We start from the raw sequence: 14,124 nt of genomic DNA, 5'->3' as shown, positions 1-14,124 counted from the left end.
CGCCTACGTCATGAGCCTTCCTCCCTTGGTTTCCCGCCTGCCCCAAGTGGGCACCACCGTATTCACCCGGATGTCGCAGCTGGCGCTCGAGCATGACGCCGTCAACCTCGGCCAGGGCTTCCCCGACTTCGCCTGCGACCCGAAGCTGGTCGACCTGGTGGCCGGGGCGATGCGCGCCGGCCATAACCAGTACGCGCCCATGACCGGCATGCCGGTGCTGCGCCGGGCGATCGCCGCCAAGATCGAGGCGACCTATGGCCGCCGCTACGACCCCGACACCGAAATCACCATCACGGTCGGCGCCAGCCAGGCGATCCACACGGCGATCCTCGCCGTCGTGCATCCGGGCGACGAAGTGATCGTCATCGAGCCGGCCTACGACTGCTACGCGCCGGCCATCGCACTGGCCGGCGGCGTGGTGGTGCCGGTGGCGATGCGCTTTAACGACGCCGGCTTCGGCGTGCCATGGGAACAGGTGGCTGCCGCGGTCACGCCGCGCACGCGCATGATCGTGGTGAACACGCCGCACAACCCGACCGGGACCATCCTGCGCCAGGCCGACCTCGACGCGCTGGCGGCGGTCGTCGACGGCACGTCGATCCTGGTGCTGTCCGACGAGGTCTACGAGCACATGGTGTACGACGGCGCGCCGCATGCGTCGGCGTCGCGCCACCCGGTGCTGGCCGAACGCGCCTTCGTGGTGTCGAGCTTCGGCAAGGCCTTCCACGTCACCGGCTGGAAGATCGGCCACGTGGCGGCGCCTGCCGCCTTGATGACCGAATTTCGCAAGGTCCACCAGTACAACGTGTTCTGCGTCACGGCGCCGATGCAGCATGCGATCGCGGCCTACCTGGAAGACCCGGCGCCATGGCGCGACCTGCCCGCCTTCTACCAGGCCAAGCGCGACCTGTTCCGCGCAGGCCTTTCCGGCTCGCGCTTTACCCTGCTGCCGTCGGATGGGACGTATTTCCAGTGCGTGCGCTATGACGCCGTCTCCGACCTGCCCGAGGCCGATTTCGCAAGCTGGCTCACCACCGAGATCAAGGTGGCGGCGATTCCGGTATCGGCCTTCTACAGCCAGCCGAAGGAATCGCGGGTGGTGCGGTTCTGCTTCGCGAAGAAGGACGAGACGCTGCAACTGGCCCTGGAGCGCCTCGGCCGCCTGTAAGCGTCAGCGGCCGCGCTGCGGCCTGGTGGCCAGCGCCACGATCGCCGCGCCGGCGGCCACGATCAGCGCGTCCTCGATCAAGCCGCTCCTGGTCTGGCCGATGCGCGCCATCGCCCGCTTGCGGCCGGCCAGGGTCAGGTAGGCCAGCGGCACGGCGGTGGCCACCGCGGCCGCGGCCCCCGCCTTTTCCCTGCCCTTGGGCGCCAGCGCCGCGCCGGCGATCCCGGCGCTCATCACGCGCGCCAGCAGGCCCGGAAAGACGGTGCGGTCGGGCGCGCTCTTCATCTTGTCGCCGAGCAGCTCGCCGACGCCCATCGCCAGCGCGCCGTATTTGAAGGCCGGACGGTCGAGCAGGAACAGTTCGCCGGAGGTGCCGCGGCCGGCCAGGCGCGCGGTGGCGATGGTGGCCATGGGCGTCATCGAACGCGCGCTGGCGACGGCGCCGATCAGGATTGAAGAAAGCAGGCTGCGCAAGGACATGGATGGGGCTCCTGTAGGTGGATGGCGGCGCGCCTCCACGTGCGCGCCGGACCAGCCCAGCCTACCAAAGCGCGCGAACTATCGACGCACGGCTCAGCCGTGACGGCGGCGCCGGCACGCCATCCGCCCGGCTAGTCGGTCAGCGAACTCAGCGCCGACGCCGAGCTGTCCGCGCGCTCCAGACGCTTGACCAGCAACTGGTCGATCCGGTAGTGGTCGACGTCGACCACCTCGAAGCGCATGCCCTCGTACTCGACGCTGTCGGTCGGCTTGGGCACCTTGCGCAGCATGTACATCATGAAGCCGGCTGCCGTTTCATAGCGATCTTCCTCCGGCAGCGACTGCAGGTCGAGCACGCGCTTCATGTCGGCCACCGGCGTGCTGCCGTCGATCAGCCACGAGCCGTCGTCGCGCTGCAAGGTCTGCTGGTCGGCCTCGAGCGGACTGCCCCAGCGGCCCATGACGGTGACCATGATGTCGCTCAGCGTGATCACGCCGACCACGAACGCGTATTCGTTGATGACGAGCGCGAAGGTTTCCTTGCTCGAGCGGAAGCGGTCGAGCATCTCGGACAGGGTCAGGCTGTCCGGGATGATCAGGACCGTGCGGATGGTCAGTTCGCTCAGCTGGAACTTGGCCTGCTTGCTCAGCAGGCGCACCAGGATGTCGCGCGTGTCGACATAGCCGACCACGCGGTCGATCACGCCGTCGCACACCGGGAACTTCGACAGCGAATGGTTGGCGATCTTCTGGCGGATGCTTTCTTCGGGCTCGGTCAGGTCGAAGAACACCACGTTCTCGCGGGTCGTCATGGTCGACGTGACCGTGCGCGACTCGAGCTCGAACACGTTCTCGATGAAGTGCTGCTCCTGCTTCTGCAACACGCCGGCCTGGGCGCCGGCTTCGACCACGGCCGAGATCTCATCAAAGGTGATGCGGTCTTCGCGCGTCATGTCGACCCCGAACAGGCGGAACAGCATATTGGCAATCTTGTTCAGCGCCCAAGAGAATGGCCTGAACAGGCGGATCACGAACAGCACGGGACGGATCACGGCCATCGCCGTCACCTCGGGCGCGATCAGCGCCAGGCGCTTGGGCATCAGGTCTGAGAACAGCACGAACAGGGTCGTGACGAACACGAAAGAGAGGGCAAAGGCCACGTTGTCGCGGCCCGGGCCGCTGTAGAACAGCGACAGCCATTCCAGGAAAAACGGCCGCAAGGCGCCCTCGCCCAGGATGCCGCCGAGGATGGCGATGGCGTTCAGCCCCAGTTGCGAGGCGGCGAAGAAGTCGGCCGACTGCGCCTGCAGCGCCATGACCTTGCGGGCGCGCTCGTCGCCCGCCTCGGCCAGCAGCTTCAGCTTGATCTTGCGTGCACCGGCGAGCGCGATCTCGGTCAGCGACAGGAAGCCGGCCGCCAGCACCAGCAGCGCCAGCAGCGCCAAATGTTCGAACAGATTCATGGGACACCCGGGGTTTATTTTTAGGTCGCTTAGACCGGGGCAATACGCGTCGCCTCGTCCACCGTGCACGGAGCGAGGCGCGCTGGCTGCGTCCGCAACCAGCAATCATGTCACTTTAGCACATGGCCGCCTTCCTGGCTGCCCTTTCGCGGTGCACGGGTCGCGCCCTGCGGCGTTCAGCCGCCAGCCCGTTTCGGCGCGTGGCCCAGTCTGGCCAGCGTGTCCATCACCAGGTCGCAATGGTCGCCCTGCACTTCGATCACGCCATCCTTGACGGTGCCGCCCGCACCGCACGCCGTGCGCAGCTGCTTGCCCAGGAGCGCCAGCGCGACCGGATCGAGCGCCGCGCCTTTGACCAGCGTCACCGTCTTGCCGCCCCGCCCCTTCGACTGGCGCGATACCCGCACCACGCCGTCGCCGACGCTCTTCGCGCCGGCCGCGCAGGCGCAGGCCGCGACCGGCTGGCGGCATTCGGGGCACATGCGCCCGCTTTCGGTGGAATAGACGAGGCCACCGTTCGAACTACGTTTCATCTTCCGCTCCGCCATGTCTGGTCGTCGTTTCCCGGACCTTCACGCCGCGCCGGGCCAGGCTCTCGCGCAGCAGGAATTCGATCTGCGCGTTCACGCTGCGCAGGTCGCGCGCCGCGAGGCGCTGCAGCTCCTCCCACAGGGCTGGATCAATCCGCAGGGGGAACGCTTTTTTTCCCGGGCTTGCCATGCTGTTTCGCCGCTAGTTATACAGGGTGCCGGTGTTGACGATCGGCTGGGTTTCCTTGTCCGAGCACAGCACGACGAGCAGATTGCTGACCATCGCCGCCTTGCGCTCGCCATCGAGCGCGACGATGATGGCCTCGGCCTGCTGGCGGCGCAGCACGACCTGGGCGATCCCGGCGCCGGCCACCAGGCAGCCATTGGCCGACGAGAACGCCGACTCGCGGCGCGTATGGGCTGCATTCAGGGTAAATCTCCCACAGGTCGGCGGCATCAAAGTGATATCACGTTAGGATCACTCGGTGTTCTTGTCAAGAAACTTCGATGACACTTACTGCAAGCGCACGGCGACGTCGAACAGCCAGGTGCGACGGATCTCGACCACGTCGTACTGGCGCGCCAGCGCCGGCGGGAATGGGCCGTAGGGCGCCTGGCTCGCGATGATCCTGCGGATGCCGTCATCGATCGCCGCCACCCCGCTCGAGGTCTCGAAGGTGATCTTTTCCACCGAACCGTCGGCGCGCACCGCCACCGTCACGACCGGCTGGACATGCGGCTGCTTCACCGCGTCGCGCAGCATGTCGAGCGTCCCGTTCAACTCGATCTTGCGGCCCATGGCTTGCGCATACAGGACCAGGTCCTGATTGGGGTCGGCGCGACCGAACAGCCAGCCGCGGCGCTGGCCACTGACCGTGGGCTGCGGCATGCCCGGCACACCCGGCGCACCGACCGCGGGGTCGCGCCCGGCGCCCTCACGGGCGAGTTGCTCGGCGATCGCGCGCAGCCGTTCGGCGCGCGGCGCCAGTTGCGCGGGCGGGCCCCGGTCGGTCGGCCCCTGTTGCACCGCCGCCTGGCTGGCCTGCGCCTGGCTTGCCCGTTCGCGTTCGCGCTGCGCTTGTTCCAGCCTTGCCTGCTCCTGACGGGCGTGTTCCTGGCGGGCCTGCTCCTGCCGCGCCAACTCCTGCCGCGCCAGCTCCCGCTGGATTGCCTCCTCGCGCCGCGCCGCTGCTTCTTGGTCCTGCCGCTCCTGCCGCTCCTGCCGCTCCTGCTGCTCCTGCTGCTCCTGCTGCTCCTGCTGCAAGGCAGCGAGACGGTCGGCTTCGAGACGCGCCGCCGCGGCCCGCTCCTCCTCCTGCTGCCGGGCCAGCGCATCGAGCCTGGCCTGCTCCTGCCGCGCCTCCGCCACCTCGCGCTCGCGCGCCTCTGCCACCGCGCGCGCGCGCGCCTCCTCCCGTCGCTGCGCCGCGATCCGCCCGGCCTCCACGCGCGCGCTCGCCTCGCGTTCGGCCTGCGCCCGTGCGAGCGCGATCAGCTCGACCTCGCGCGCCTGCTGCGCAGCCTGCCGATCGGGCGCGGATTCGGGCTGGGATTCAAGCTCGGATTCGGGCTCGGGCGCGACTTCGGCCCTGGCGACGGCATCGCTCCGGGATACGGCCGGGGCGGCGGCCCTGGCTGGCGCCTGCATGGGCGCGTCGACTCGCGGGACAACGGCGGCCGGCCTGGGCGGGGCGGGAGCGGATGCGGCGGCAGATACGGGCGAGGATGCGGATGCGGGCGCCGCCGCGGCGGGTATGGCGGGCGTCAGCACGATCTGCAGGTCGCTCGCCGCCAGGCGCCGTTCTTCCCACGGGAAGCGCAGGCCCGACAGCCCGAAGACATCGCCCTGCATGGGAATGCTCAATAACAGCACGTGAAGCAGCACGGACAGCGCTAACGCCATGCGCATGCGCCATGGCGCCGCTAAGGGGACGGACTGCGTCGATGTGGCCACGTGTGTTGTGCGAAAAGATGCCGGGGATGAAACGAACCCGGCGATGCTATCACAACAACAGGAATTGCCGGCCGCGCTAGCGCTCGAGCTGTCCCAGGCGGCGCTCGACGAAGGCCGTCAGTTCGGCGGGCGCCAGCGTCCCGCTGGCAAGCGCCTGCCGGAACGCCGCCACCGCCTCGGCATCGCGCTTCTCGGCCTGCAGCGAGATGCCCAGGCCCATCCACCATACGCCGTTGCCCGGCGCGGTGCGCAGCGCGGCCTGGTAGTGCCCGGCCGCTTCGCGATGACGGCCTTCGCGCTGCAGCACGCCGGCCAGGAAGGCGTGGTATTCGCCATTGCCTGCCGCATGCGGCAGGGTGCGCATCAGGGTGTCGAGCGCCGGACCGCCCCGCTCCAGTTGCAGGCGCGCCAGCAGCATCGCCAGCGACGGCTGGCGCGCGTCGAGGGCGAGCGCCGCGTGCAGCTGGCGCATCGCTTCTTCCGGCCGTCCGGCCTCGATCAGCAGACCCACCAGGGTTTGCCGCGACGGCTCATGGCGCGGATCGATCGTCAAGGCGGCCTGCAGGGTCGCGACGGCCTCGGTGACGCGGCCATCCTCCAGCGCCAGCAGGGCGCGCCGGTAGGCGTTCTCGGTGCGCTGCGCCGCCGTCTCGCTGTGGCCGCCCACGGCGGCGCTCGCCGTCGGCGGGCGTGGCGCGGGTGCGACCCGGGCGCCCCCCCGCGCGGCGTCCTTGCGCGGCGCCGATGGGGCCGGCGCGGGCTCGGGTTCCAGCTCCGGTTCGGGCTCCGGCTCCGGCTCCGGCGGCGGCGGCGGCGGTGCAACATCGACCACCGGCACCGGCGCGGCCACCGGCAGCGCGAGCGCTACCGGCTGCGCAGGCGCCGCTACCGCCGCAACCTGCGGCGCCGGCGGCTCGCCCATCGCGCGCCAGCCGATCAATCCGGCCGCGGCGACGGCGATCAGCGCCCCACCCGCCAGCGCGCCGCGCAGCCACGGCGCGCGCGCTTCGCGCGGCGGCGCCAGGCGCACGTCGGCGGGCAACGGCGCGGCGCCGGGCTGGCCGGCGCGCGCGTCGAGGTCCTGCAGCATCTTGTTAATCAGGCTCATGGCGCCAGCGTCCATGCCAGGGCCGCCGCCGCGCCGGCGACGAGCGCGCCCCCGGCAAGCCAGGTCCGGATCGTGCGCGTCACGCCCACCGTGTCGCGCGCGGCGATGGCCACGTGGCTGCCGGCCACCTGCTGCTTGCCCTGCCCGTAGCTGAGCATCAGCGCCTTGTGCGCCATGATGTTGACCAGGCGCGGCACGCCGCCGCTCGCCTTGTACAGGCCGCGGATCGCGGCGCCCGTGAACAGGCGCGCGCCGCCGAAGCCGGCCACGCGCAGGCGGTGCGCCACGTAGAAATCGAGGTCGTCGCGGCTCAGGGGGCCGAGGTGATAATGAAAGGTGATGCGCTGGGCCAACTGGCGGATCGCGTCGAGTTCGAGCTTGCGGTTCAGCTCCGGCTGGCCGAACAGCACGATCTGCAGCAACTTGCGCTTCTCGGTCTCGAGATTGGTCAAGAGGCGCAGCGCTTCCAGGCTTTCGACCGGGATCGCCTGCGCCTCGTCGAGACACAGCACCACACGCAAGTCCTGGCCGGCCAGCTCGAGCAGGCGCAGATTGATCGCCTTGAGCAACTGGTGCTGATCGACGTCGCGCGCGAGCGGGATCGCCAGTTCGTCGGCCAGCGCCAGCATCAGCGTGCGCGGCTCCAGATAGGGATTCGGGATGTAGGCGGTGACGAAGCCCTCGCCCAGCGTGGCCATGAACTTGCGGCACAGCAGCGTCTTGCCGGTGCCGACTTCGCCGGTGATCTTGATGAAGCCTTCGCCGCCGCGCGTGGCCACCAGCAGCGTATTCAGCGCTTCCTGCGAGCGCGGGCTGCCGAAGAAGAAGCTGGTGTCGGGCGTGATCCCGAACGGCAGCTCGCGCAGGCCGAAGTGCGTCGCGTACATCAGTCCGCGCCCAGGGTGCGACCGCGGCTGCGCGGGTCGAGCTGTTCGATGCGGCGGCCGGCGTCGAGCATGTCCTGGCTCCAGTCGCTCGCCCCTTCGACGATGGTCGGCTTGATCAGCACCACCAGCTCGCGCTTCTGGCTCATGCGGTTCTTGTTGCGGAACAGCTGGCCCAGCAGCGGGATCCTGTCGGCGCCCGGCAGCTGGTCGGTGTCGCCGCTCGCGGCCTGGCGCATCAGGCCGCCGATCGCGACCACCTGGCCGTCGCGACCGCGCACGATGCTGTCCAGCTCCGAGGTGCTCGACGCCGCCAGCGGCAGGCGCAGGGTGCCGCCCGAACCCAGGTCGACGTCCTTGTTGACGGTCGTGACCTGGCTCACCGACGGGTGAACATGCAGCAGAATATTCCCTTTGTCGTCGATCTGCGGCGTCACGTCCAGCACCACGCCCGAGAAGAACGGCTGCACCGTGACGCTCGGGCTGACGATGGTGGTGTTGTTGCTGGTGCTGATGTTGTTGGTGATGCCGGTGACGAAGAATTCATCGGTGCCGATCTTGAGCACGGCCTTCTGGTTGTTGACCGCCGCGATGCGGGGGCTGGACAGCACGTGCACGCTGCCCTGCGACTCCAGGAAGGTGATCAGGGCCGCGAAATTATTGGTCTGGAAGGCGAAGCCGAACAGCGAGCCGGCCGCGTTGGCCGCGTTCGACAGCGAGAAGCCGGTGCTGGCCGACAGGCCCGAGCCGTTGTTGATCGGGGCCGGCTGGCCGCCGTCGAACGGCAGCGGCGCCAGGTTCGCGCCGGGCGAGATCATGCCGCTCGAGACGCGGTTCGCGGTGCCGCCGCGGAACGAGGCGAACGAGGCCCAGTTGATGCCGCTCTGGTAGCTGTCGGAGAGCTCCACCTCGAGGATCTTCGCTTCAAGGATCACCTGGCGGTCCACCGACAGCTGGGTCGCCTTCAGGTAGGCGTCGACATTGCGCAGTTCGTCGGGCATGGCGCGGATCACCAGCACGCCGGACTGCGGGCTGACCACCACGCTGCGCCCGCCCTCGAGCGTGCCGACGATGGCGGCGATCGATTCCTTCAGGTCCTTCCAGAAGTCGTTGTCGGAGCTGGTCTGGACGTCGGTGCTGTTGAGCTGGCGCTGGCCATTCTGGCCGTTGCCGTCCTGGCCGTTCTGGCCGTTCTGGCCGTTCTGCCCGCCCCCGTTGCCGAGGCCCTGGCCCATCGCGCCGTTGTTGCCGTTGTTGTTACCGGCGTCGGCCACCGAGGTCGACGACACGCGCAGGTTCGACATGCCGCGTCGCTGGGCGGTCAGGTAGTTCACGTGGAACATGCGGGTCTGCATCGTCAGCGGACGGATGCTGATGCGCGCGCCCTCGATCCGGTAGTCGTAGCCGTACATGTCGCGCACGGCTTCGAGCGTCTCGACCAGGGTCACGTCCTTCAGGTTGGCGCTGATGTTGCCGCTCACGTCCGGGTGCACCAGCATGTTGTAGCGGGTGCCGGCCACGATCGAGCGGAAGAACTGCTGCGCCGGCACGTTGTTGAAGGCGACGTTGAAGCGCTCTTCGAGCGCCGGCCGCGCCTTCGGCAACTGGCTGGCCAGGGCCGCGGCCGGCGGCAGCAGCGCATTGGCCACCGCATCGTCGACCGCCGGCCGCGACGCCGGCTGGCTGCTGGCCTTGGCCATCTCCTGGGCGATGGCGTCGTAGGTGGCGTTCGGCGGCGCGCTCTGGCAAGCGCCCAGCAACAGCGCCGCCGCCAGCGCGCAGGGAGTCGCGAAAAGCTTGGTCATGGATTGCCTCGTCATTTGGCGGCGGCTGTCATGCCCGGCAGCGGCGCGTCCATGCGCAGCACCTGGCGCTCGGCGCCGCGCACCAGCACGACCTCGTTGGCGCTGACGCGCGCCACACGCGCGCCCTTGAAGGTCTCGCCCGGACGCACCGTCTCGCCGTCGATCACGGCCACGTGACGGCCGCCCGCATGGCGCGCGATCAGCACCGATTGCAGGCGCGGCCCATCGTCGCCGGCGTTGGCCTCGGGCGCGATCCGGTCCATCCCCGGCGGTGGACGGGTCGGATCGAGCAGCGTCTGCGCGCCGGCGGGGTGGGACAGCGCCAGGCAAGCCAGCGCGCTCAGGAACAGGTTTTTCACAGCTTCATCCATTGTCGGTCCAGGCTCAGGGTGTGCAGGGTGAGCGTCAGGCGCGCGGCGGGATACGCCTCCACGTCGAGCTGCGCGCGGCCCCAGAACATCCGGGTCGGCATCGCATCGAGTGCGCTCATGTAGTCGACCATGTCGAGATAATTACCGCGCACCGTGACTTCGATGCCGTGGCGGTACAGCAAGGGGGCGGGGGCCGGCGCCGACGTTGGCGCCGACGTTGGCGATGACCTCGCCGGCCCCGCCAGCGGCTCGACCGGCAAGGTGCGCATCGACACCAGCTTCAGGCGCCCGTTGGCGCGCAGGATGCCGTCGACCAGTGGGCCCATGCGCTCGGGCGGCACCAGGCCGTGCTCGATGGCCAGCAGCTGGTCGCCGAGCTGGCCCACCTCCTGGCGCAGCGCATTCAGGCGCGTGCGCGCCGGCGCGTCGGGGTCGAGCTGGAAGGCTTGCACGCGGCCCGTGATGGCGTCGTCGATGGCGGCCATGTCGGCGCGCTGCTGGGCGATCTGGCTGCGCAGCGCCTCGCGCGCCGCGTCCATCGGCGAGAGCACCAGCGCGTGGCCGAGGATGGCCAGCAGCGCGCACGCCGCCAGGCACACCAGGGCGCGTTCGCGCAGCGACAGCGCGTCGATGCGCGCACGCAGCTGAAGGATGCGCTCCTTGATTTGCCCGCTCATGGAACAGGTTCCTCGACAAGCGATTGCAGGCTGAATTCGATATAGGGCGCCGGGCGCGTGGCCGGCTTGCCCTCGGCATCCTGCACCTGCAGCGGCGCGGCCTCGCCGATCTGCAGGCTGGCGAACGACTTGCCCTGCATCAGCGGCTCATGGGTCAGGCGATTGAGGTAGCCCGGCACCATGGCCGGATCGACCGTGCGGCCCTTGATGCCGATCTGCGCGCCGCCGGCGCCGATCGTCACGCCGGTCAGCCACAGGCCCTGCGCGCTCTGGCGCGCCAGCGCCTCGAAGTAGCCGGCGAAGCCGCCCGCGGCTCCCAGCTCGCCGCGCGACAGCGCGCCGGTGATGTGGCGCATGGCGGCCAGCCGGCTGCTCGCCTCGGCGGTCTGCGCTTCCAGCGTCGCATCCTTCTGGCGCGGGGTGAATTCGCGGTTGGCCGACGCCAGGCGCGCCTGGCGCAGTTCGAGCTGGGCCGCGCCGCTGTCGGCCTGCCGCCGGAGTTCCGTCGTTTCCATCTGGCCAATGACGGCGAGGATGGCGACGCCGGCGAGCACGGCGCCGACCGCCAGCGCGATGGTGGCGCTCGACAGCGCCTGCTTCTGCGGCTGGAACGCTGGATTGAACAGGTTGATCTGCTGCTTCATGCGCCCTCGCCTTCGCGCAGCGCGGCGCCGATCGCAAGAAAGAAGCGCTGCTGCTGCGCCCGGTCCGCCAGCTCGGGCGTGCGCGACAGGTCGAACAGCGTGGCCAGGTCGAGCGTCTCGACCGGCGTGTACAGGTTGCTCGACAGGTATTCGTCCAGGCCAGTGACGGCCGACGGGCCGAGCACCAGCTTGGCGACGCTGATGAAGGAATACTGGCGCTCGAAATGGTCGAGCGAGCGTTGCAGCTCCAGGGTGATCTTGTCGAAGCTCTGGTGCTTGCGCTCGTGGTCCGCCTCGAGCAGCTGGTCCAGGGTCACGTCGAAGCGCCGCGACAGATACAGCTCGCCGCGATACGACACCGTGAGCAGGCCGCCGTCGTCGCCGAACGACAGCATGGCGACGCCGCGCCCTTCCGGCTCCAGCATGGCCGACACGTTGCGCTGGGCCATTTCGGGGATGTCGATAGCATGCAGGTCGACTTTCGCGTCGAGGAACATCTTCTGGCGCGGCTGGATCACGGTGTTGCGGGCGGCGACCGCGAAAATCGATTGCTGGGCGCGTGAACTGGCGTCCAGCGGGATGTCGAGCACGTCGATGGTCGCCTCGAGCGCCGGGAAATCGAGGATATCCTTCAGGCGCCAGCGCATGGCCGTCTTCATTTCATCTCGCGGCACGTTCGGCGCTTCGACGTTGAGAATCTGGTATTCGCCGCCGGCCAGCAGCGTGACGACGTGGCGCGATGCGACTTGACCCTCGCGCGCCACCTTGTCCAATGCGTCAACGCCAGGGTGGCCAGGGAAGAACTGCATCACGCCGAGAGCCGGCCTCGCATTCGCGTGGCAGTCGACTGTGACGGCCGCCACCCCATCTCGCAGCAAAGCAATGGCTAGCCAGCCATCCTTCTTTTTTGCTCTATTAAACAGGCGCATGCAGGCAGCTAAGGTAGTCGAGACGGTTGCCGGTGGCAGAACTCTCTTGATTATAGACAATGCTACGCGGAAAAATCGCAGAAACTCGCGAATCCTGCAATTGACCGATTCCAGCGTGGCATACGTACATCAGGATAGAAGGAGTTCGTTACCGGGTCGGTTGTCGCGATAAAAAAGCGCTGCCTGGGCAGCGCTTCGATGGTGCCCGATTCGTTATTCACATTTGAGGGGATTCGCCACCGTCACCACAGCGGCGCCGCCACTCTCTGGGGCCGTATAGACGACATTACACGTATCCGCGAGATCTGCAGGCAAGTTCTTAGGCACAACGCGCAAACCCTTGGTGCCGATGGGGGTTGTGGTGAACTCTTCGTCCACACCCGCCGCTCTCGCCATCGTCGCGGCGGTTGGATACCCGTGCTCCATCGCCACGACGTGTCCGCCTTCGACCGTGATCGAGCTGGCGTTATTGATCAGCCACTTGCCATGCAGCATGGCCGACGTCGACACCAGCGAGCCGCGCGCGGCCTGGACTGCAGCTGCGCGGGCATCGCCGCCCAGGCCCGCAAATTTCGGCAGCGCGGTCGCGGCCAGGATACCCAGGATGACGATCACGACGATCAGCTCGATCAGGGTGAAACCACTCTGCGCTTTCTTGTTAAAACTGCCTTTCATTATTTCTTCTCCATGACGATAATAGGACGAGTGGCCATGCTGCCTAGCGCTACACTGCTGCACGATTCTACCGTGAGAACTCGCAACTTTGATGTCTTGGCGGAAAACAGGTCGCCATATTGCAATGTTTCATTGATGAAATTTTAAGTTTCATCGGGCCCGTGCGTGCTTTTTACAACATGGCGCCCGGCCGGCGCTCATTTCGGATGCAGCGCGGCCTGCCCGAGGTCCCACATCGGCATGAAGATCCCCAGCGCCAGGATCAGCACCATCGCGCCGAGGAAGGTGATCAGGATCGGCTCGATCTGGCTCGACAAGGTCTTGAGTTCGTAGTCGACCTCGCGCTCGTACATCTGCCCGATCTCGTCCATCAGGTCGTCGATCGACCCGGTTTCTTCCCCAACCGCGATCATCTGCAGCACGATCGGCGTGAACACGTTCGCCGCGGTCGAGGTGCGCAGGATGCTCTCGCCGCGCTCGACGCCGTCGCGCATCTGCTCGATGCGCGAACTCAGGTAAGCATTGTCGGCGGTCTGCGAGACCACGGTCAGCGCATGCACGATCGGCACCCCGCTGCGCATCGACAGCGCGAAGCTGCGCGCGAAGCGCGCCATCGTGGCCTTGTGGATGATCTTGCCGGCGATCGGCAGGCGCAGCTTGCAGCGGTCCCAGTCCAGCCGCCCCTTCGCGGTGCGGGTCCAGGCGCGAAATCCGAACCAGGCCAGCGCCGCGCCGCCGGCGATCGCCGGCCACCAGGTGACCGTGAAGCTGGAGGTCGCCAGCAGGATGCGCGTCATCAGCGGCAATTCGGACCCGAACGATTTGAACACCGAGGCGAACTGCGGGATGACGAAGATGTTGACCACCACCATGGCGAGGACCATCGCGATCACCACGAAGCCCGGGTAGCGTAGCGCCGTCTTGACCCGCTCGCGCATGTCGCGATCGAACTCCAGGTGGTCGAACAGGCGCAGGAACACTTCTTCGAGGCGCCCGGTCATCTCGCCCACCTTCACCATCGCCAGGTAGAACGGCGAGAAGCATTGGGGGTGACGCATCATGGCCGCCGACAGCTCGCGCCCGGCGTCGAGCGACTCGCGCAAGTCCTTGATCACGCGCGCGAACGACTTGCTGATGGCCGACTCCTGCAACCCGGCCAGGCCGCGCATGATCGGCACGCCCGACTTGAGCAGGGTATGGATCTGGCGGCTGAACAGCTGCACGTCCATCGACGTGACCTTCTTCTCGAACAGGCGTTCGCGCCAGAGCAGGCCCTTGGCGCCGGCGCGCTTGCGGGTGGCGCTGATCTCGATCGGCGTGACGCCGCTGCCGAACAACTGGTCGGCCACGGCTCCGCTGTCCGCGCCCTCGAGCACGCCCGTTACCTGCTCGCCGCGTCCATTGCGGCCCTTGTAGGCGAAATATGGCATCGATCA

General features: G+C 68.2%; 16 protein-coding genes. 1 reads left to right on the top strand and 15 read right to left on the bottom strand.

The window, feature by feature from the left end; all coding sequences use genetic code 11:
- Nucleotides 1-10 precede the first annotated feature (10 nt).
- Entirely contained in the window at nt 11-1,168 is a 1,158-nt protein-coding gene (locus tag ACZ9AQ_RS10820; protein ID WP_429204797.1) for a pyridoxal phosphate-dependent aminotransferase, read from the top strand.
- A 3-nt stretch (nt 1,169-1,171) separates the two neighbouring features.
- Here ACZ9AQ_RS10820 and ACZ9AQ_RS10815 read toward each other — a convergent pair whose 3' ends face one another.
- The 15 genes from ACZ9AQ_RS10815 to ACZ9AQ_RS10745 all read right to left on the bottom strand — a co-directional run bounded on the left by ACZ9AQ_RS10815 (nt 1,172) and on the right by ACZ9AQ_RS10745 (nt 14,118).
- The gene (locus ACZ9AQ_RS10815; protein WP_429204795.1) at nt 1,172-1,648 is read right to left on the bottom strand and encodes a hypothetical protein; all 477 of its coding nucleotides are present in this window, start codon (nt 1,646-1,648) and stop codon (nt 1,172-1,174) included.
- A 131-nt stretch (nt 1,649-1,779) separates the two neighbouring features.
- Complete coding sequence (gene paeA / locus ACZ9AQ_RS10810; protein ID WP_429204793.1) at nt 1,780-3,111, bottom strand: polyamine export protein PaeA; 1,332 nt, start codon at nt 3,109-3,111, stop codon at nt 1,780-1,782.
- A 176-nt stretch (nt 3,112-3,287) separates the two neighbouring features.
- Nucleotides 3,288-3,644 (bottom strand): translation initiation factor Sui1, encoded by a 357-nt coding sequence (locus ACZ9AQ_RS10805; RefSeq protein ID WP_429204792.1) that lies wholly within the window; start codon nt 3,642-3,644, stop codon nt 3,288-3,290.
- Nucleotides 3,634-3,831, bottom strand: coding sequence for a type II toxin-antitoxin system antitoxin (locus ACZ9AQ_RS10800; protein ID WP_429204790.1), 198 nt, complete (start codon nt 3,829-3,831; stop codon nt 3,634-3,636). The genes ACZ9AQ_RS10805 and ACZ9AQ_RS10800 overlap by 11 nt, the downstream gene beginning before the upstream one ends.
- Before the next feature lie 12 nt (nt 3,832-3,843).
- Entirely contained in the window at nt 3,844-4,098 is a 255-nt protein-coding gene (locus ACZ9AQ_RS10795; protein WP_429204788.1) for a hypothetical protein, read from the bottom strand.
- 57 nt (nt 4,099-4,155) lie between these two features.
- Nucleotides 4,156-5,544, bottom strand: coding sequence for a TonB C-terminal domain-containing protein (locus tag ACZ9AQ_RS10790; RefSeq protein ID WP_429204786.1), 1,389 nt, complete (start codon nt 5,542-5,544; stop codon nt 4,156-4,158).
- Nucleotides 5,545-5,671: 127 nt separating this feature from the next.
- Nucleotides 5,672-6,703: a tetratricopeptide repeat protein gene (locus ACZ9AQ_RS10785; RefSeq protein WP_429204785.1), complete on the bottom strand. Its 1,032-nt coding sequence runs from the start codon at nt 6,701-6,703 to the stop codon at nt 5,672-5,674.
- Nucleotides 6,700-7,590: an ExeA family protein gene (locus ACZ9AQ_RS10780; RefSeq protein ID WP_429204783.1), complete on the bottom strand. Its 891-nt coding sequence runs from the start codon at nt 7,588-7,590 to the stop codon at nt 6,700-6,702. The genes ACZ9AQ_RS10785 and ACZ9AQ_RS10780 overlap by 4 nt, the downstream gene beginning before the upstream one ends.
- Nucleotides 7,590-9,392: a pilus (MSHA type) biogenesis protein MshL gene (gene mshL / locus ACZ9AQ_RS10775; protein ID WP_429204782.1), complete on the bottom strand. Its 1,803-nt coding sequence runs from the start codon at nt 9,390-9,392 to the stop codon at nt 7,590-7,592. The genes ACZ9AQ_RS10780 and mshL overlap by 1 nt, the downstream gene beginning before the upstream one ends.
- 11 nt (nt 9,393-9,403) lie before the next feature.
- A complete protein-coding gene (locus ACZ9AQ_RS10770; RefSeq protein WP_429204781.1) occupies nt 9,404-9,751 on the bottom strand; it encodes a hypothetical protein in 348 nt (115 codons plus the stop codon).
- Nucleotides 9,748-10,440, bottom strand: coding sequence for a type II secretion system protein GspM (gspM, locus tag ACZ9AQ_RS10765; protein ID WP_429204780.1), 693 nt, complete (start codon nt 10,438-10,440; stop codon nt 9,748-9,750). Before gspM ends, ACZ9AQ_RS10770 begins: the two co-directional genes overlap by 4 nt.
- Nucleotides 10,437-11,084, bottom strand: a complete 648-nt coding sequence (locus ACZ9AQ_RS10760) for a hypothetical protein (RefSeq protein WP_429204779.1) — start codon at nt 11,082-11,084, stop codon at nt 10,437-10,439. Before ACZ9AQ_RS10760 ends, gspM begins: the two co-directional genes overlap by 4 nt.
- Complete coding sequence (locus ACZ9AQ_RS10755) at nt 11,081-12,013, bottom strand: agglutinin biogenesis protein MshI (RefSeq protein ID WP_429204777.1); 933 nt, start codon at nt 12,011-12,013, stop codon at nt 11,081-11,083. Before ACZ9AQ_RS10755 ends, ACZ9AQ_RS10760 begins: the two co-directional genes overlap by 4 nt.
- Before the next feature lie 213 nt (nt 12,014-12,226).
- A complete protein-coding gene (locus tag ACZ9AQ_RS10750; protein WP_429204775.1) occupies nt 12,227-12,688 on the bottom strand; it encodes a type II secretion system protein in 462 nt (153 codons plus the stop codon).
- A 197-nt stretch (nt 12,689-12,885) separates the two neighbouring features.
- Nucleotides 12,886-14,118 carry a type II secretion system F family protein gene (locus ACZ9AQ_RS10745; RefSeq protein ID WP_429204774.1) on the bottom strand — a complete coding sequence of 411 codons (1,233 nt, stop codon included), beginning with the start codon at nt 14,116-14,118 and terminating at the stop codon, nt 12,886-12,888.
- Nucleotides 14,119-14,124: the final 6 nt, after the last annotated feature.

The sequence above is a fragment of the Massilia sp. UYP34 genome (genome assembly GCF_056279385.1).
The sequence above is the reverse complement of the archived record's forward strand: the minus strand, read 5'-3'. Positions and strand labels throughout refer to the sequence as shown.

Coding starts and splice junctions, on each gene's coding strand:
- ACZ9AQ_RS10820 (WP_429204797.1), top strand. CDS start 11: ATGAGCCTTCCTCCCTTGGTTTCCCGCCTGCCCCAAGTGGGCACCACC.
- ACZ9AQ_RS10815 (WP_429204795.1), bottom strand. CDS start 1,648: ATGTCCTTGCGCAGCCTGCTTTCTTCAATCCTGATCGGCGCCGTCGCC.
- paeA (WP_429204793.1), bottom strand. CDS start 3,111: ATGAATCTGTTCGAACATTTGGCGCTGCTGGCGCTGCTGGTGCTGGCG.
- ACZ9AQ_RS10805 (WP_429204792.1), bottom strand. CDS start 3,644: ATGAAACGTAGTTCGAACGGTGGCCTCGTCTATTCCACCGAAAGCGGG.
- ACZ9AQ_RS10800 (WP_429204790.1), bottom strand. CDS start 3,831: ATGGCAAGCCCGGGAAAAAAAGCGTTCCCCCTGCGGATTGATCCAGCC.
- ACZ9AQ_RS10795 (WP_429204788.1), bottom strand. CDS start 4,098: ATGCCGCCGACCTGTGGGAGATTTACCCTGAATGCAGCCCATACGCGC.
- ACZ9AQ_RS10790 (WP_429204786.1), bottom strand. CDS start 5,544: ATGGCGTTAGCGCTGTCCGTGCTGCTTCACGTGCTGTTATTGAGCATT.
- ACZ9AQ_RS10785 (WP_429204785.1), bottom strand. CDS start 6,703: ATGAGCCTGATTAACAAGATGCTGCAGGACCTCGACGCGCGCGCCGGC.
- ACZ9AQ_RS10780 (WP_429204783.1), bottom strand. CDS start 7,590: ATGTACGCGACGCACTTCGGCCTGCGCGAGCTGCCGTTCGGGATCACG.
- mshL (WP_429204782.1), bottom strand. CDS start 9,392: ATGACCAAGCTTTTCGCGACTCCCTGCGCGCTGGCGGCGGCGCTGTTG.
- gspM (WP_429204780.1), bottom strand. CDS start 10,440: ATGAGCGGGCAAATCAAGGAGCGCATCCTTCAGCTGCGTGCGCGCATC.
- ACZ9AQ_RS10760 (WP_429204779.1), bottom strand. CDS start 11,084: ATGAAGCAGCAGATCAACCTGTTCAATCCAGCGTTCCAGCCGCAGAAG.
- ACZ9AQ_RS10755 (WP_429204777.1), bottom strand. CDS start 12,013: ATGCGCCTGTTTAATAGAGCAAAAAAGAAGGATGGCTGGCTAGCCATT.
- ACZ9AQ_RS10750 (WP_429204775.1), bottom strand. CDS start 12,688: ATGAAAGGCAGTTTTAACAAGAAAGCGCAGAGTGGTTTCACCCTGATC.
- ACZ9AQ_RS10745 (WP_429204774.1), bottom strand. CDS start 14,118: ATGCCATATTTCGCCTACAAGGGCCGCAATGGACGCGGCGAGCAGGTA.